Below are 14,127 nucleotides of genomic sequence, written 5' to 3'. Positions count from 1 at the left end.
GTACAGTCTGCCGTCCTTCCCCCTGCAGCGCCCGCCCCTCGGGCCTTTACGCATGCCCCATACATCGACCTCCCAGGCCGCCACGCGTTTTACGGTTCCCCGCGGGATGCTGGCGGGATTTGTGATTGCCGCACTCGCCACCGTGCTGATCGCGCTGGTGAACTTCCGCACCGCCCAGGTGCGCTCGCACGCTGTGGAAGCCATGGACGAGACCACGGTGACCATGCGCCACCTCAACCTGTTCGTGTCGTCGCTCAAGGATGCCGAGACCGGGCAGCGCGGTTACCTGCTGACAGGGGACGACACCTACCTGCAGCCCTACAACCTGTCGCTGAGCGCCATGCAGCGCAACATGGCGCGCCTGAAGGAACTGACGGACCTTAACGCCGTGCAGCGCCGCCTGGTGCTGCAGATCGACGACCTGCACCACGAAAAGCTGCGCGAGCTGGCCGAAACCATCGAACTGCGCCGCTCGAAAGGCCAGGACGCCGCCGTGGCTGTGACCCGCAGCGATACAGGCCGGGTGCTGATGGATCGCATCCGCGATCTGGCGTCGGACCTGTCCACGCTGCTGAACCAGCAGCTGGAGAATGACCGCAAGCAATGGGTGGAGGCAGCGGCCATGTCCACCTACTACTCCTGGGGCGGCTCGTTCGTGCTGCTGGTGCTCATCTGCCTGTCGGCCGCCGCCAATGCGCGGGAGTACCGCCTCAAGGCACAGCAGTCCTGGGTGGCAGCCGGCCTCAACGGGCTGAGCCAGCGCATCCAGGGCGACCACCGGCTGGAAGACCTGGGCCAGCTCACACTCGAATACCTGGCGCAGTACCTGCGCGCCGCCGTAGGGGCGGGCTATGTGGCCGACTGCAATGGCGCGCTCACCCTGTTTGGTGGCTACGCCCTGCCGCGCGAGCGGCTGGAGCAGCGCCTGCTGCCTGGCGAAGGCCTGGTGGGCCAGGTGGCGCGCTCGCGCCAGATGCTGCATGTGCGCGACGTGCCCGCCGGGCACCTGATGGTGTCATCCAGCACGGGGCAATCCGCGCCCACCGAACTGCTGCTGGCGCCCGCCATCGAGAACGGCGAAGTCTTTGCCGTTCTCGAACTCGGTTTTCAACGCCCGGTGACGGAGCCTGAGCGCACGCTGATGGAACGCGCTTCGCAGATGCTGGCGGTGGCCGTGCGCGCGGGCATCGACCGCAACCGCCTGGAAGCCCTGCTGGAAGAAACCCAGCGCCAGTCCGAAGAGCTGCAGACCCAGCAAGAAGAACTGCGCGTGAGCAACGAAGAGCTGGAGCAGCAAAGCCGCATCCTGCAAGCGTCGCAGGCCCAGATGGAGGTGCAGCAGACCGAGCTGGAGCAGACCAACGCCCACCTCGAGGCGCAGACCCAGCAGCTGGAATACCAGCGCGAGCAACTGCTACGCGCCCAAAGCGCCATGACGGACAAGGCCCGCGAGCTGGAGCTGGCCAGCCAGTACAAGAGCGAGTTTCTGGCCAACATGAGCCACGAGCTGCGCACGCCGCTCAACTCCACCCTGATCCTGGCCAAGCTGTTGGCAGACAACAAACCGGGCAACCTGAGCCCCGACCAGGTGAAGTACGCGCAGACCATCTACGCAGCGGGCAACGACCTGCTGGCACTCATCAACGACATCCTCGACCTGTCCAAGATCGAGGCCGGCCAGGCCACCGTGTCGGTGGAAACGGTGACGCTGTCCAAGGCCCTGCAAACCCTCATCGACCCGCTGCGCCCGCTGGCACAAGAGAAGGGCCTGACGCTCACGGCCACCGTCGCACCCGACGCACCGGCCACGCTGGACACCGACCCGCAGCGCCTGGGGCAGGTGCTCAAGAACCTGCTGTCCAACGCGCTCAAGTTCACCGAAAAGGGCTCGGTGGCGCTGCATGTGTCGCGCAACCCGGACGACACCCTGTCGTTCGCCGTGAAGGACACGGGCATCGGCATTCCGGCGCACCAGCAGGAGTTGATTTTCGAAGCCTTCCGCCAGGCCGATGGCAGCACGCACCGCAAGTACGGCGGCACGGGCCTGGGCCTGTCGATCTCGCGCGACCTGGCGCAGCTGCTGGGCGGATCGATCCATGTGCAGAGCACACCGGGCGAAGGCAGCGTCTTCACGCTGGTGCTGCCCCAGAAGCTGGTGCCACCGTCGCCGGAAGCGGAACCCGCAGCGCCGCTGGCGACACCTGCTCCAGCCCGCGCGGCGGCACCGGTCGTCGCACCGATTCCTTCGGCCCCGGCATTGCCACCCGTGGCGGCCCCGGTTGCCCCCGCAGCCCCGCGCCGTGCGGGCGCGGGCGCGCGCAGCATCCTGGTGATCGAAGACGACGTGCGCTTTGCGCAGATCCTGAGCGACCTGGCGCGAGAGATGGACTTTGATTGCCACCTGGCCCACAACGCGGCCGACGGCCTGGCCTATGCAATGCACAGCCTGCCCAGCGCCATCGTGCTGGACGTGAACCTGCCCGACTTTTCGGGCCTGGGCGTGCTCGACCAGCTCAAGCGCAACCCGGCCACGCGCCACATTCCGGTGCACGTGGTCTCGGTGGCCGACTACTCGCAAGAGGCCCTGGGCCGGGGCGCCGTGGGCTATGCCCTCAAGCCCGTCAAACGCGACGAACTGGTGCATGCCCTGCAACGGCTTGAAGCCAAGTTCACCCAGAACCTGCGGCGCGTGCTGGTGGTGGAAGACGATGAGCGCCAGCGCGAGAGCGTGCGCCACCTGCTGGCCAACGACGATGTGGAAATTGTGGGCGCAGGCACGGCAGCCGAGGCGCTGGCGCACCTGCGCGGCTCCACCTTCGACTGCATGGTGATGGACCTGAATCTGCCCGACCTGAGCGGCTACGAACTGCTGCAGCAAATGACGGAGCAGGACGGCGTCTCCTTCCCGCCCGTCATCGTGTACACGGGCCGCGCCCTGTCGCGCGATGAGGAGCAGCAACTGCGCCGGTTCTCCAAGTCCATCATCATCAAGGACGCCCGCTCCCCCGAGCGGCTGCTGGATGAAGTCACACTGTTCCTGCACCAGGTGGAGTCGGAGCTGTCGGCCGAGCACCGGCAGATGCTGCAGGTGGCCCGCAACCGCGAGACCGCCCTGGAAGGCCGCAACGTGCTGGTGGTGGAAGACGATGTGCGCAACGTGTTTGCGCTCTCCAGCATCCTGGAGCCCACCGGCATCCGCGTGGAGATTGCGCGCAACGGCCTGGAGGCCCTGCAGGCGCTGGAGCGCGCCGGCAGCGGCGGCCAGCCCGCCATTGACCTGGTGCTGATGGACATCATGATGCCGGAGATGGACGGCTACACCGCGATGCGCGAGATCCGCAGCCGCCCCGAGTGGCGCCGCCTGCCCATCATCGCGCTGACCGCCAAGGCCATGAAGGACGACCAGGAAAAATGCCTGGCCGCCGGGGCCAACGACTACATCGCCAAGCCGCTGGACGTGGAGAAGCTGCTGTCCCTCGTGCGGGTGTGGATGCCCAAGTAGGCCCCTCTATGCCGCACCGCAAGGCCCGCACCGCCGACATCGAACAGCGCCTGCTGATCGACGCCATCTACCACCGCTATCACTACGACTTCCGGGGCTACGCGCAGGCGTCGCTCAAGCGGCGGCTGGCGTCGGCGCTGGTGCAGTTTGACTGCAAGACGCTGTCGCAGCTGCAGGACCGCGTTCTGCACGAGCCCGCCGTGTTCCCTGCGCTGCTCGAATACCTCACCGTGCAGGTGAGCGACATGTTCCGCGACCCCAGCTACTTCCAGGCGCTGCGCCATGAGGTGGTGCCGCTGCTACGCACCTACCCCTCGCTCAAGGTCTGGGTGGCCGGGTGCAGCGCGGGGGAAGAGGTGTATTCGCTGGCCATCCTGCTGCAGGAAGAAGGCCTGCTGGACCGCGCCCTGATCTACGCCACCGACATCAACCCGCACGCGCTGCGCGCCGCCGAGTCGGGCGTGTTCGACGTGTCGCGGGTGGCGGCGTTCACCGAGAACCATGCCCGCTCCGGCGCCCGCAGCTCGTTGTCGGACTACTACGCGGCTGCCTATGGCCGTGTGGTGTTCGACAAGAGGCTGCGCGAACACATGGTGTTCTCCGACCACAGCCTGGCCACCGACAGCGTGTTCGCCGAAGTCCATCTGGTGTCGTGCCGCAATGTGCTCATCTACTTCGAGCGCGACCTGCAGAACCGCGCCCTGGGGCTGTTCCGCGAGTCGCTGTGCCACCGGGGCTTTCTGGGCCTGGGCTCCAAGGAGTCGCTGCGGTTTTCGGCGCACACCGATGCGTTCGACGACTTCGTGCCGCAGGACCGCATCTACCGCAAGAAGGCCGGGCTGTGAACAGCGCCGACCGCGTACCCCGGCCAGCGCCCCCGGGCGGCTACGCCGCCATCGTGGTGGGCGGCTCTGCGGGCGGTATCGACGCCCTGATGGAACTGCTGCCTGCGCTGCCCGCCACACTGCAGGCGGCGGTGCTCGTGGTGCTGCACCTGCCCCGGGACCGGCGCAGCCTGCTGGTGGAGATTTTTCAGCCCCGCTGCGCCCTGCCGCTGCGCGAGGCGCACGACAAAGACGCCATCACGCCAGGATCGGTGAGCTTTGCGCCACCGGACTATCACCTGCTGGTTGACGGCGGGCCTCAGAGCCCGCATGTGGGGCTGTCGGTGGACCCTCCCCTGCATTTTTCGCGCCCCTCCATCGACGTGCTGTTCGAATCGGCGGCAGACCACTACGGCCCCCGGCTGGTGGGCATTCTGCTGTCGGGCGCCAACGAAGACGGCGTGCACGGCCTGCAGGCCATTCAGGCGGCGGGCGGCCTCACCATCGTGCAAGACCCCGCCAGTGCCAGCATGCCCACCATACCGCAGGCAGCCATCGCGGCCCTGGCGGTGGACCACATCCTGCCCCCGGAAGGCATCGCAAGGCTGCTGGCGGATCTGCACCAGCGCCAGTTGCTTTGATCCGGGCACATGCGTCCCTCCTTGAGAACCCCACATTCCCTACCGCCCATGCCCCAGACCGACCGCACCAAATGCCTGCTCGTTGACGATGTCGAGGAAAACCTCATCGCCCTGGAGGCGCTGCTGCAGCGTGACGGGCTGGACATCCTCAAGGCCCAGTCGGGCCCCGAGGCCCTGGAACTGCTGCTGGCCCACGACGATGTGGCCCTGGCGTTGCTGGACGTGCAGATGCCCGAGATGAATGGTTTTGAGCTGGCGGAGCTGATCCGGGGCAGCGAACGCACCCGACACATCCCACTCATCTTCATGACGGCGGGCTCGCGCGAGCAGAACTGGCAGTTCCGAGGGTACGAGAGCGGGGCGGTGGACTTTCTGTACAAACCCATCGACCCGCACATGCTCACCAACAAGGCGGGCGTGTTCTTTGAACTGCACCGGCGCAAGCAGGCGCTGGCGCACGAGCTGCGCGCGCGCACCGAGGCCTTGCGCATCAACGAGATGTTCATGGCCGTGCTGAGCCACGACCTGCGCACACCGCTGCAGTCCATCGTCGCTGCGGCCACCGTGCTCAAGCGCCAGCCGCCGCCCGACAAGGCAGCCCTGATGGTGGACCGGGTGCTGCGCTCAAGCCAGCGCATGGCCCTCATGATCGAAGACCTGCTGGACGTGACCCGCATCCGCCAGGCAGGCGGGCTGGCGCTGCAACTGGGCCCCGCCCACATGCAGACCTTGGTGCAGCGCACCCTGGACGAAGCAGCCACCAGCCACCCCGAAAGCGGCATCGAATCCATCCTGGAAGGCGACCTCGCGGGCACTTGGGACACCGAGCGGCTATGCCAGGTGGTCACCAACCTGGTCGGCAACGCACTGCACCATGGCAGCGCAGACCAGCCGGTGCGCATTTGCGCGGATGGCAACCTTCCAGAGACCGTGAGCATCACGGTTTCGAACGGTGGCACCATCCCGCCCGAACTGATGCCCCATCTGTTTGACGCGTTTCGCGGGGGCAAACGCGAACCGGGGCGCCACCAGGGGCTGGGCCTGGGGCTTTTCATTGCGCACCAGATCGTGCGGGCGCACCGAGGTGCCATCGAGGCCAAGTCACAAGACAACGTCACGACCTTCCGGGTGACGTTGCCCCGCCACGCCCCCGCACGAAGCGCCGTCGCCTGACGCCGATAGGCTACGGCAGCCCGAGCCATCCAAGCGCCGGGAGGACCGCGCAGGCGAATGCCGTAAGAGCGGCTAACAAAACTCAGCGAAGCGGTTCTGGCTAGGCGCCGCGTCGCAGGCAGTACGCGTAGTACGACAAGACGCGGCAACGACGCCAGAAGAGTTTTGTTAGCCGCTCTAAAGGGAAAAGACGCGTGGTGAGCGACAGATGCCGCCACGCGGCAGGGATCAGGTAGAGACCGAAGCAAGGGCAGTATGGATGCCACCCAGCAGTTGCTCCAGCTCTTCCAGCTCGAACGGTTTGAGCAGGGTGCGCACATTCGGCCCCCAGCTGCCCGGCTGGCTGCCCAGTTCATAGCCCGAGCACAGCACCACCCAGCGCAGCGGATCGTCCGCCAGCAACCGGCGGGCCAGATCGGTTCCTGACATACCGGGCAGACTCACATCGGTGACCAATACGTCGAAGGGATGGCCTGCATCCAGCACCAGGGCCTCTTCGGCAGAGGCGCAGGACGTCACCGTGCGGCCTTCACCCTCCATCAGCATGCCAATGGTTTCGCGCAGCTCTGGATTGTCTTCAACGTACAGGATTCGCATACATCACAGGGGGTTGGTCTGCCATGCGACGCCAGGGCAGCGCGCATTGCCAAACCCGCATCATGTGCAGGCGAGGGGGCGGCGCCGTGTAGGACAAGGCGCTATTCTGCGGCGCCCTGCAACCCAAAGGAAGAGCAGCGCGCGCAGAAAGCCCGTTGTCACTCTTCGAGCAACGAGCGCAGCATCCAGGCGGTTTGCTCGTGCACCGTCAGGCGCTGGGTGAGCAAGTCGGCCGTAGGCTCGTCGCTGGCCTTGTCGGCCAGGGGGAACAGGCTGCGGGCGGTGCGGGCCACGGCTTCATGGCCTTCGACCAGCACGCGCACCATGTCCAGTGCCTTGGGCGGCTTGGCGGGGGCGTCAGGCACAGTGGCCAGCTTGCCAAACTCGGCATACGAGCCCGGCGCCACATGGCCCAGCGAGCGGATGCGCTCGGCGATCGGATCCACCGCGTTCCACAGCTCGGTGTACTGCGCCATGAACATGGTGTGCAGCGTGTTGAACATGGGGCCCGTCACATTCCAGTGGAAGTTGTGGGTGGTGAGGTACAGGGTGTAGGTGTCGGCCAGCAGGCGCGACAGGCCCTGGGCGATGGCAGCGCGGTCTTTGTCGCTGATGCCGATGTTGATGCTGGGAGCAGAGGTCTTGCCGATCACTGCTTTGCTTGGCTTGGCCATGGATGGTCCTTTCGTGCTGAAAACATGAAACACCCCGCACCATGCAGTCCCGAAGGCCGGGCGCGGGGCCCTGAAACACTGTAGCGCAAGTCACCGGCGGTGGATGTCATCCGTTGCCGATACCTTGCGCCTGGGTCAAGCAAACGGTGAAAAGCCGGGCCAGCAGCCTGGCCAGGCTCACTGCATTTGCTGCAGGTTGCCAATGCGCACCAGCATCTCGGTGAACATCTGCATGTCTGCATCCAGGTCCGACACTTCCTTGAACTCCTTGGCGTTATGGGCCGTGTACTTCTTGCCGGGCATGGCAGGGCCAAAGTTGATGGCGTTGGGCATCAGTTTGGCGGTGGTGCTGCCGGCGGTGGGCACCGGCTGCGCGGGCAGGCCGGTGGTGTCGCCAAAGGTGTTGAGCAGCGTGGCCAGCCACGCGCCCTTGGGGTCGCGCGCCATCCAGTTGCCCTGCTTGTGCTCCACCTCCACCGCCACACCGGCCTGGACACCCCAAGCCTTGACGCGCTCGGTGGTGGCCTGAGACAGTGCCTCGGGCGTGTTGCCACGCGGCATGCGCACGTTCACCAGTACATCGACCTTGCCGTCTTTTTCACGAATCAGGTTGGGCGACAGGGTCAGCGGGCCCATGAAGTCGTCGCTGTAAGCCAGGCCCAGGGTGCGGCCCAGGTAGTCCACGCCATACAGGTCGGCGATATAGCGCACGGCCTGGGCATAGCCATTGGCCGCCAACGCCACACCCGATTGCTGTAGGAACAGCGCCAGGCGCGGCAGCGGGTTCACGCCTTCTTCGGGGCGCGAGCCGTGGGCCGAGGCACCCGTGACCTTGACCAGCACATCTGCGCCTTCACGCGTCACGTCGATGCTGAACTTGCCACCCTGGCTGGTGTATTTGCCGACAAAGGCGTCCTTGGCAGCGTTCAACTGGCGGCTAACAGCGTCCACATCGCCGCCGCGCAGGCGGGCGGTGGCGGTCTGGGCCACCGCGTTGGCCGATGCAGCACCCGCCATGGCAACGATGGTGGGCTGGTTGCCCGCGGCGGCACCCAGTGCAAAGGTGGTGCGCAGCGCACCCGATCCCTTTTCTGCCACCACGGCAGGGTACTTGCTGTCGAGCACGATGTTGTACTCGGGCAGGGTGGTCTTGGCGCGGTAGTACTTCATCGCGTCGCCACCGGTTTCTTCGGTGGTCTCGATCATGAGGCGGATGGTGCGGGCCAGCGGCAGGCCGCTTTCCTTCACGGCCTTCATGGCGTACAGCACGGTGGCGATGGAGCCCTTGTCGTCGATGGAGCCCCGGCCATACAGGTTGCCGCCCACGCGGGTCAGCTTGAAGGGGTCGAGCTTGGTGCCGTCGTCCAGCACCCAATCGTCGGCCACTACAGGCACCACGTCGGCATGGGTCAGGATGCCGAACTCTTCGGGGCCGCTGCCGGGCAGTTTCACTTCAAACACGCGGTTGTCCACATTGCGGTACTGCAGGCCAAAGTCCTTGGCCATGCCTTCCACCAGCGCGCCAAACGCAATGATGTGCTTATCTTCGTGCGGCGGCACCTTGTCGGAGCGCACGGTGGGGATGGCCACCATGCGCGCGGTAGCGTCGATCACGGCGGTCTGGTTCTTCAGGCGGTTGTACAGGCCCAGCAGGCGGCTGATGTTGACGAGGTCATCGCCCTGCAGCGTGGCCTTGCGCTCGTACGCCGCAACGGCGGGCGCCAGTTCGGGCTGCATTTGGGCCGACAGCGCCAGGAACTGGCTGAAGCTGCCCGATGCGGCCGCGGCAGACATGGCGGCAGGTGCCGCAGCGATGCGGTCCATTTCGGGCTTCTTGATGGGGCCGCCGGCCTGGGATGCGGCGGGTGGCATGGAAGTGCAGGCCGACAGGGCCGCCACCAACGTGGCGGAAAGCCAAAGCTTCTTCATGGGAACCTTTCTTTTGGAGCCGTCACGGACTTGCCGCCGCCATGTGAACGGCGACGGCAGGGACGGGAGGGGAAGGAATGCAAAAACATTGCAAACGCCAGGCATGCTTTGCCAGCGCGGCGCGAGTGTAGCCCCGCCCAACGACAGGGTGCGAGTAACAAAATATTTCGTTTGCCCTGCCGCTGCAGCAGGGCCACCGCTTGGGCAGCCCGCGCTCAGGACAGGCGCGTCACACCCGGCAATTCACAGGCGTAGATGGCGTTGCGCAACGCAGCAATGGCCTCATACCGCGTGAAGCTGCGCCGCCAGGCCAGCACCACCCGGCGCATGGGCGGCGGGCTGCCGTCTTTTTCTTCGATAGGCAGGTAGCGGATGTAGCTCTCGTCGCTTTTGCGGCGGCGCGCCGCCGTGTGCAGGGCGTCGCGCGGCACGGAAAGGCGCGGCACCAGCGTCACGCCCATGCCTGCGGCCACCATGTGCTTGATGGTCTCCAGGGACGAGCCCTCGAACGACTTGCGGATGCCCTCGGCGTTGCTGGCAAAACGCGCGAACTCGGGGCACACCTCCAGCACATGGTCGCGAAAACAGTGGCCTGCGCCCAGCAGCAGCATGGTTTCGCTCTTCAGCTCGGCCGTCGTGACGGACTTCTTGGATGCCAGCGGGTGCGTGCTGGGCACGGCCGCCATGAAGGGCTCGTCGTACAGTGGGGCTATGGCCAGCCCGGTGTCGGGGAAGGGCTCGGCCAGGATGGCGCAGTCGATCTCGCCCGTGCGCAGCATCTCCAGCAGCTTGACGGTGAAGTTCTCCTGCAGCATCAGCGGCATTTGCGGCGTGCGCGTAATGGAGTTGCGCACCAGTTCGGGCAGCAGGTAGGGGCCGATGGTGTAGATCACGCCCAGCGTCAGCGGTCCGGCCAGCGGGTCTTTACCGCGCTTGGCGATTTCCTTGATGGCGGCGGCCTGCTCCAGCACGCTTTGGGCCTGGCGCACGATTTCCTCACCCAGCGGAGTCACCGTGACCTCGCCAGCGCTGCGTTCAAAGAGCTTCACATCCAGCTCTTCTTCCAGCTTCTTGATGGCCACCGAGAGCGTGGGCTGCGAGACATAGCAGGCATCGGCCGCGTGGCCAAAGTGCTTTTCGCGCGCCACGGCCACGATGTACTTGAGTTCGGTGAGGGTCATGGTGTGTTCCTGCGGGCCGCGTCAGCGTGGGGCTGGGCGGCGTCTCATGCTTTGAGATAGTCCGATTTTCCCCCCAACCAGCGCGCCACGTGTTTGGCAGCCAATTCGGGGTAGCGATCAAGCATCTGGGGGGCCAGCTCCCGCGCCCATTCGAGCAGGTGCGTATCGGTCGCCAGGTCGGCAAAACGCAGCAGCGCGTCGCCGGACTGGCGTGCGCCCAGAAACTCGCCGGGGCCACGAATCTCCAGGTCACGCCGCGCAATCTCGAAGCCATCGTTGGTCTCGGCCATGGCACGCAGGCGCTCCTTGGCCGTTTCGCCCACGCGGCCGCTGTCGTTGGTGGCGTACAGCAGCACGCAGGCCGAGGCCGCTGCGCCCCGCCCCACCCGCCCGCGCAGCTGGTGCAGCTGGCTCAGGCCAAACCGCTCGGCATGTTCGATGACCATGAGTGAGGCGTTGGGCACATCCACGCCCACTTCGATCACGGTGGTACTGACCAGCACGCCCATCTGGCCGCTGGAAAAAAGCTGCATCACGGCCTTCTTCTCTGCCGTGGGCATGCGCGAGTGCAGCAAGCCCACCATCACGCCGGGCAGGGCCTCGCTCAAATCGGCGTGTGTGGCGGTGGCGTTGGAGAGGTCCAGCGCCTCGCTCTCTTCGATCAGCGGGCACACCCAGTACACCTGCCGTCCGGCCTCCACCTGCGCGCCGATGCGCTCGATCACCTCGGCCTTGCGGCTGTCGGCGATCAGCTTGGTGACGATGGGGGTGCGCCCTGGCGGCAACTCGTCGATGACCGACACATCCAGGTCGGCGTAGTAGCTCATCGCCAGCGTGCGCGGGATGGGGGTCGCGCTCATCATGAGCATGTGCGGCTCCATGCCGTGCGCCGCCAGCTTTTGCCGCAAGGCCAGCCGCTGCGCCACGCCAAAGCGGTGTTGTTCATCGATGATGGCCAGCGCCAGATTCTTGAACTGCACCTGTTCCTGGATCACGGCGTGGGTGCCCACGACCAGCGCAGCCTCGCCACTGGCCACCAGGGCCAGCATGGCGGTGCGGTCTTTTTTCTTTTGCCCGCCCACCAGCCAAGCCACCTTGCGGCCGCGTGCGGCCAGCAGGGGTTCGAGCCAGCCAATCATCTTGGCAAAGTGCTGTTCGGCCAGGATTTCGGTGGGCGCCATCAGCGCGCATTGCCAGCCCGCATCCATGGCCAGGCAGGCGGCCAGGGCCGACACAATGGTTTTGCCCGAGCCCACATCACCCTGCAACAACCGGTGCATGGGCACGCGGCGGGCCAGGTCGGCGGCGATTTCTTCCCCCACGCGGCGCTGGGCGGCCGTGAGGTCAAACGGCAGCACGGCCATGAGCTGTTCGTGCAGGGGCAGCGCACCATCTTGCGCAGGCTGGGGGCGCAGCACCGGGGCGCGCAGCCGGTCGCGTTCACGGCGGGACTGGTATTGCGAGAGTTGCTGCGCCAGCAACTCCTCGGCTTTCAGGCGCTGCCAGGCGGGGTGGCTGTGGTCTTCCAGGGTGGACAGGGCCACATCCGGAGTGGGGTGGTGCAAAAAAGTGAGCGCCTCGCGCAATCCCCACAAGCGCTGGAGGCCATTTTGGCCTTGATACATGGCATGAGGAGGCTCCACCCCCGGCGGCAGGGTGTCCGATAAATCCACACGCCCCAGGGCGCTGACCACGGCGCGCCGCAGGTAGGGCTGAGGCAGCCCGGCGGTGGTGGGGTAAACGGGCGTGAGGGCTGCGGGTAATTCGCCCCCCGCCAGCCGGAACGCCGGGTGCAGCATCTGCCGCCCCCAAAAGCCCCCCTTGACCTCGCCCCGGATGCGCAAGCGGTTGCCCACGGCCATGGTCTTCTGGTGCGAGGGGTAGAAGCTGAAAAACCGCAGCTCGCAACTGCCCGTGGCGTCTTCCACCTGCACCAGCAACTGGCGGCGCGGGCGCAGCTGCACCTCGCAGGCCGTCACCGTGGCCTCGATCTGCACCGTCTGCCCATCGCGGGCGCTGGCCAGGGGGGTGATGCGGGTTTCGTCCTCGTAGCGCAGCGGCAGGTGCAAAGCCAGGTCGATATCGCGGCGCAGCCCCATCTTTTGCAAGGCTTTTTGGGCAGCACTGGGGGCGGCCGGGGCGGCGGGCCTCGAAACTGCGGGCATTTTCTTCAAAGTGGGAGGACAATGGAGGGGAGAGGCGGGGCGAAAAGGCTAACATGGATAAAGCCCCGGCCCCTGCGATTGCGTTAGTTTGCGTTCTGGATAGTTGTCATGCTCAAGCGAATCAGTACCAAAAATCTCATCCTGGGCATGTACCTGCACGAATTCTGCGGCTCCTGGATGGAGCACCCGTTCTGGCGTGTGAAGTTCGTCCTGAAGGACCCCAAGGATCTGGAGCGCATCCTGGCCACCGCGATCGATGAGGTGTGGATCGACACCTCCAAGGGGCTGGATGTGGCGGCGGGGGTGATGTCCGTCTCGCGCGAAGAGGCTGACCTGCAGATCGATTCAGAGTTTGCCCAGCTGCAAGACATGCCAGCCATCGTCATCGAAGAGCCGCCCCGCCCTGCGTTGCCGCGCCGGGGCCGCGAACCCACGTCGATGCAAGATGAAATCCAACTGGCTGCCTCCATTTGTAGCGAGTCCAAACGTGCCGTCGTTTCGATGTTCAACGAAGCGCGCATGGGCAAGGTGGTGGACGCGGCCAACGCGCAAAACCTGGTGGAAGAGATTTCGGACTCCGTCAGACGCAACCCCGGCGCACTCATCAGCCTGGCCCGCCTGAAAACTGCCGACGACTACACCTATATGCATTCCGTGGCCGTGTGCGCCATGATGGTGGCCTTGGCCAAGCAGATTGGTCTGAGCGAAGAACACACCCGCAGCGCCGGCATGGCCGGCCTGCTGCACGACCTGGGCAAGGCCGCCATCCCGCTGCCCGTTCTGAACAAGCCTGGCAAGCTCACAGACAGCGAGTTCGCGCTGGTCAAGAGGCACGCAGTCGAGGGCGACAACCAGCTCGAGGAGGGCGGCAGTGTCGAAGACTCGGCGCTCGACGCCTGCCTGCACCACCACGAAAAAATGGACGGCACAGGCTACCCCGACAAGCTGCAGGGCGACCAGATCTCGCTGATCGCGCGCATGACGGCCATCTGCGACGTGTACGACGCCATCACATCGGACCGCCCTTACAAGCGAGGCTGGGATCCTTCCGAATCCATTCGCCGCATGGCGGAGTGGACCAAAGGGCACTTCGACCCGCGCCTGTTCCAGGCCTTCGTCAAAAGCATCGGCATCTACCCGGTGGGCTCGCTCGTGCGGCTGTCATCCGGCCGCATTGGCGTGGTGACAGAGCAAGGCGAAAAGTCCCTCACCTCGCCGCGCGTGAAGGTGTTCTTCTCCACCAAGTCAGACCTGCGCATCCCCCCTGAAGTGGTGAACCTGGCCGAGCCGGGCTGCAACGAAAAAATCGTCGCCCGCGAAGACCCTGACAAATGGCGGTTTCCAGACCTCAACGAGTTGTGGTCGGGCCTGCCAGAGCGCCCCTGGTAACCCCCACGGGTAGCCCTGACCCCAGCGCCTTCGGCACGCCGCAGCACCACCG

At 65.9% G+C, this 14,127-nt stretch carries 10 protein-coding genes; 5 read left to right on the top strand and 5 right to left on the bottom strand.

Annotation, left to right across the window (positions count from 1 at the left end; genetic code table 11):
• Nucleotides 1-52: 52 nt before the first annotated feature.
• From AADJ04_RS04865 to AADJ04_RS04850, 4 genes are read left to right on the top strand one after another with little or no spacing between them, the layout of a single operon-like run.
• Entirely contained in the window at nt 53-3,502 is a 3,450-nt protein-coding gene (locus tag AADJ04_RS04865) for a response regulator (protein WP_341238936.1), read from the top strand.
• An 8-nt stretch (nt 3,503-3,510) separates the two neighbouring features.
• Nucleotides 3,511-4,347 (top strand): CheR family methyltransferase, encoded by an 837-nt coding sequence (locus AADJ04_RS04860; RefSeq protein WP_341238935.1) that lies wholly within the window; start codon nt 3,511-3,513, stop codon nt 4,345-4,347.
• Entirely contained in the window at nt 4,344-4,967 is a 624-nt protein-coding gene (locus AADJ04_RS04855) for a chemotaxis protein CheB (RefSeq protein WP_341238934.1), read from the top strand. Before AADJ04_RS04860 ends, AADJ04_RS04855 begins: the two co-directional genes overlap by 4 nt.
• Nucleotides 4,968-5,015: 48 nt before the next feature.
• Nucleotides 5,016-6,140: a hybrid sensor histidine kinase/response regulator gene (locus AADJ04_RS04850; protein WP_341238933.1), complete on the top strand. Its 1,125-nt coding sequence runs from the start codon at nt 5,016-5,018 to the stop codon at nt 6,138-6,140.
• Between the two features lie 228 nt (nt 6,141-6,368).
• Here AADJ04_RS04850 and AADJ04_RS04845 read toward each other — a convergent pair whose 3' ends face one another.
• The 5 genes from AADJ04_RS04845 to recG all read right to left on the bottom strand — a co-directional run bounded on the left by AADJ04_RS04845 (nt 6,369) and on the right by recG (nt 12,686).
• A complete protein-coding gene (locus tag AADJ04_RS04845; RefSeq protein WP_198847704.1) occupies nt 6,369-6,737 on the bottom strand; it encodes a response regulator in 369 nt (122 codons plus the stop codon).
• A 158-nt stretch (nt 6,738-6,895) separates the two neighbouring features.
• Entirely contained in the window at nt 6,896-7,411 is a 516-nt protein-coding gene (locus AADJ04_RS04840) for a Dps family protein (RefSeq protein WP_044396586.1), read from the bottom strand.
• Nucleotides 7,412-7,588: 177 nt separating this feature from the next.
• The gene (locus AADJ04_RS04835) at nt 7,589-9,340 is read right to left on the bottom strand and encodes a dipeptidase (protein WP_341238932.1); all 1,752 of its coding nucleotides are present in this window, start codon (nt 9,338-9,340) and stop codon (nt 7,589-7,591) included.
• Nucleotides 9,341-9,555: 215 nt separating this feature from the next.
• Nucleotides 9,556-10,521 carry a LysR substrate-binding domain-containing protein gene (locus AADJ04_RS04830; protein WP_341238931.1) on the bottom strand — a complete coding sequence of 322 codons (966 nt, stop codon included), beginning with the start codon at nt 10,519-10,521 and terminating at the stop codon, nt 9,556-9,558.
• A 44-nt stretch (nt 10,522-10,565) separates the two neighbouring features.
• Nucleotides 10,566-12,686, bottom strand: coding sequence for an ATP-dependent DNA helicase RecG (gene recG, locus AADJ04_RS04825; protein WP_341238930.1), 2,121 nt, complete (start codon nt 12,684-12,686; stop codon nt 10,566-10,568).
• 108 nt (nt 12,687-12,794) lie between these two features.
• Between recG and AADJ04_RS04820 the strand changes: the two genes are divergently transcribed.
• Nucleotides 12,795-14,075, top strand: coding sequence for an HD-GYP domain-containing protein (locus AADJ04_RS04820; protein WP_341238929.1), 1,281 nt, complete (start codon nt 12,795-12,797; stop codon nt 14,073-14,075).
• Nucleotides 14,076-14,127 lie beyond the last annotated feature (52 nt).

This window comes from uncultured Acidovorax sp., from assembly GCF_964021665.1.
In the GTDB taxonomy this organism is placed as follows: Bacteria; Pseudomonadota; Gammaproteobacteria; order Burkholderiales; family Burkholderiaceae_C; genus Acidovorax; species Acidovorax temperans.
The sequence above is the reverse complement of the archived record's forward strand: the minus strand, read 5'-3'. Positions and strand labels throughout refer to the sequence as shown.

What these genes read in the sequence shown, in the direction of transcription:
- AADJ04_RS04865 (WP_341238936.1), top strand. Translation starts at nt 53, where the DNA reads ATGCCCCATACATCGACCTCCCAGGCCGCCACGCGTTTTACGGTTCCC.
- AADJ04_RS04860 (WP_341238935.1), top strand. Translation starts at nt 3,511, where the DNA reads ATGCCGCACCGCAAGGCCCGCACCGCCGACATCGAACAGCGCCTGCTG.
- AADJ04_RS04850 (WP_341238933.1), top strand. Translation starts at nt 5,016, where the DNA reads ATGCCCCAGACCGACCGCACCAAATGCCTGCTCGTTGACGATGTCGAG.
- AADJ04_RS04845 (WP_198847704.1), bottom strand. Translation starts at nt 6,737, where the DNA reads ATGCGAATCCTGTACGTTGAAGACAATCCAGAGCTGCGCGAAACCATT.
- AADJ04_RS04840 (WP_044396586.1), bottom strand. Translation starts at nt 7,411, where the DNA reads ATGGCCAAGCCAAGCAAAGCAGTGATCGGCAAGACCTCTGCTCCCAGC.
- AADJ04_RS04835 (WP_341238932.1), bottom strand. Translation starts at nt 9,340, where the DNA reads ATGAAGAAGCTTTGGCTTTCCGCCACGTTGGTGGCGGCCCTGTCGGCC.
- AADJ04_RS04830 (WP_341238931.1), bottom strand. Translation starts at nt 10,521, where the DNA reads ATGACCCTCACCGAACTCAAGTACATCGTGGCCGTGGCGCGCGAAAAG.
- recG (WP_341238930.1), bottom strand. Translation starts at nt 12,686, where the DNA reads ATGCCCGCAGTTTCGAGGCCCGCCGCCCCGGCCGCCCCCAGTGCTGCC.
- AADJ04_RS04820 (WP_341238929.1), top strand. Translation starts at nt 12,795, where the DNA reads ATGCTCAAGCGAATCAGTACCAAAAATCTCATCCTGGGCATGTACCTG.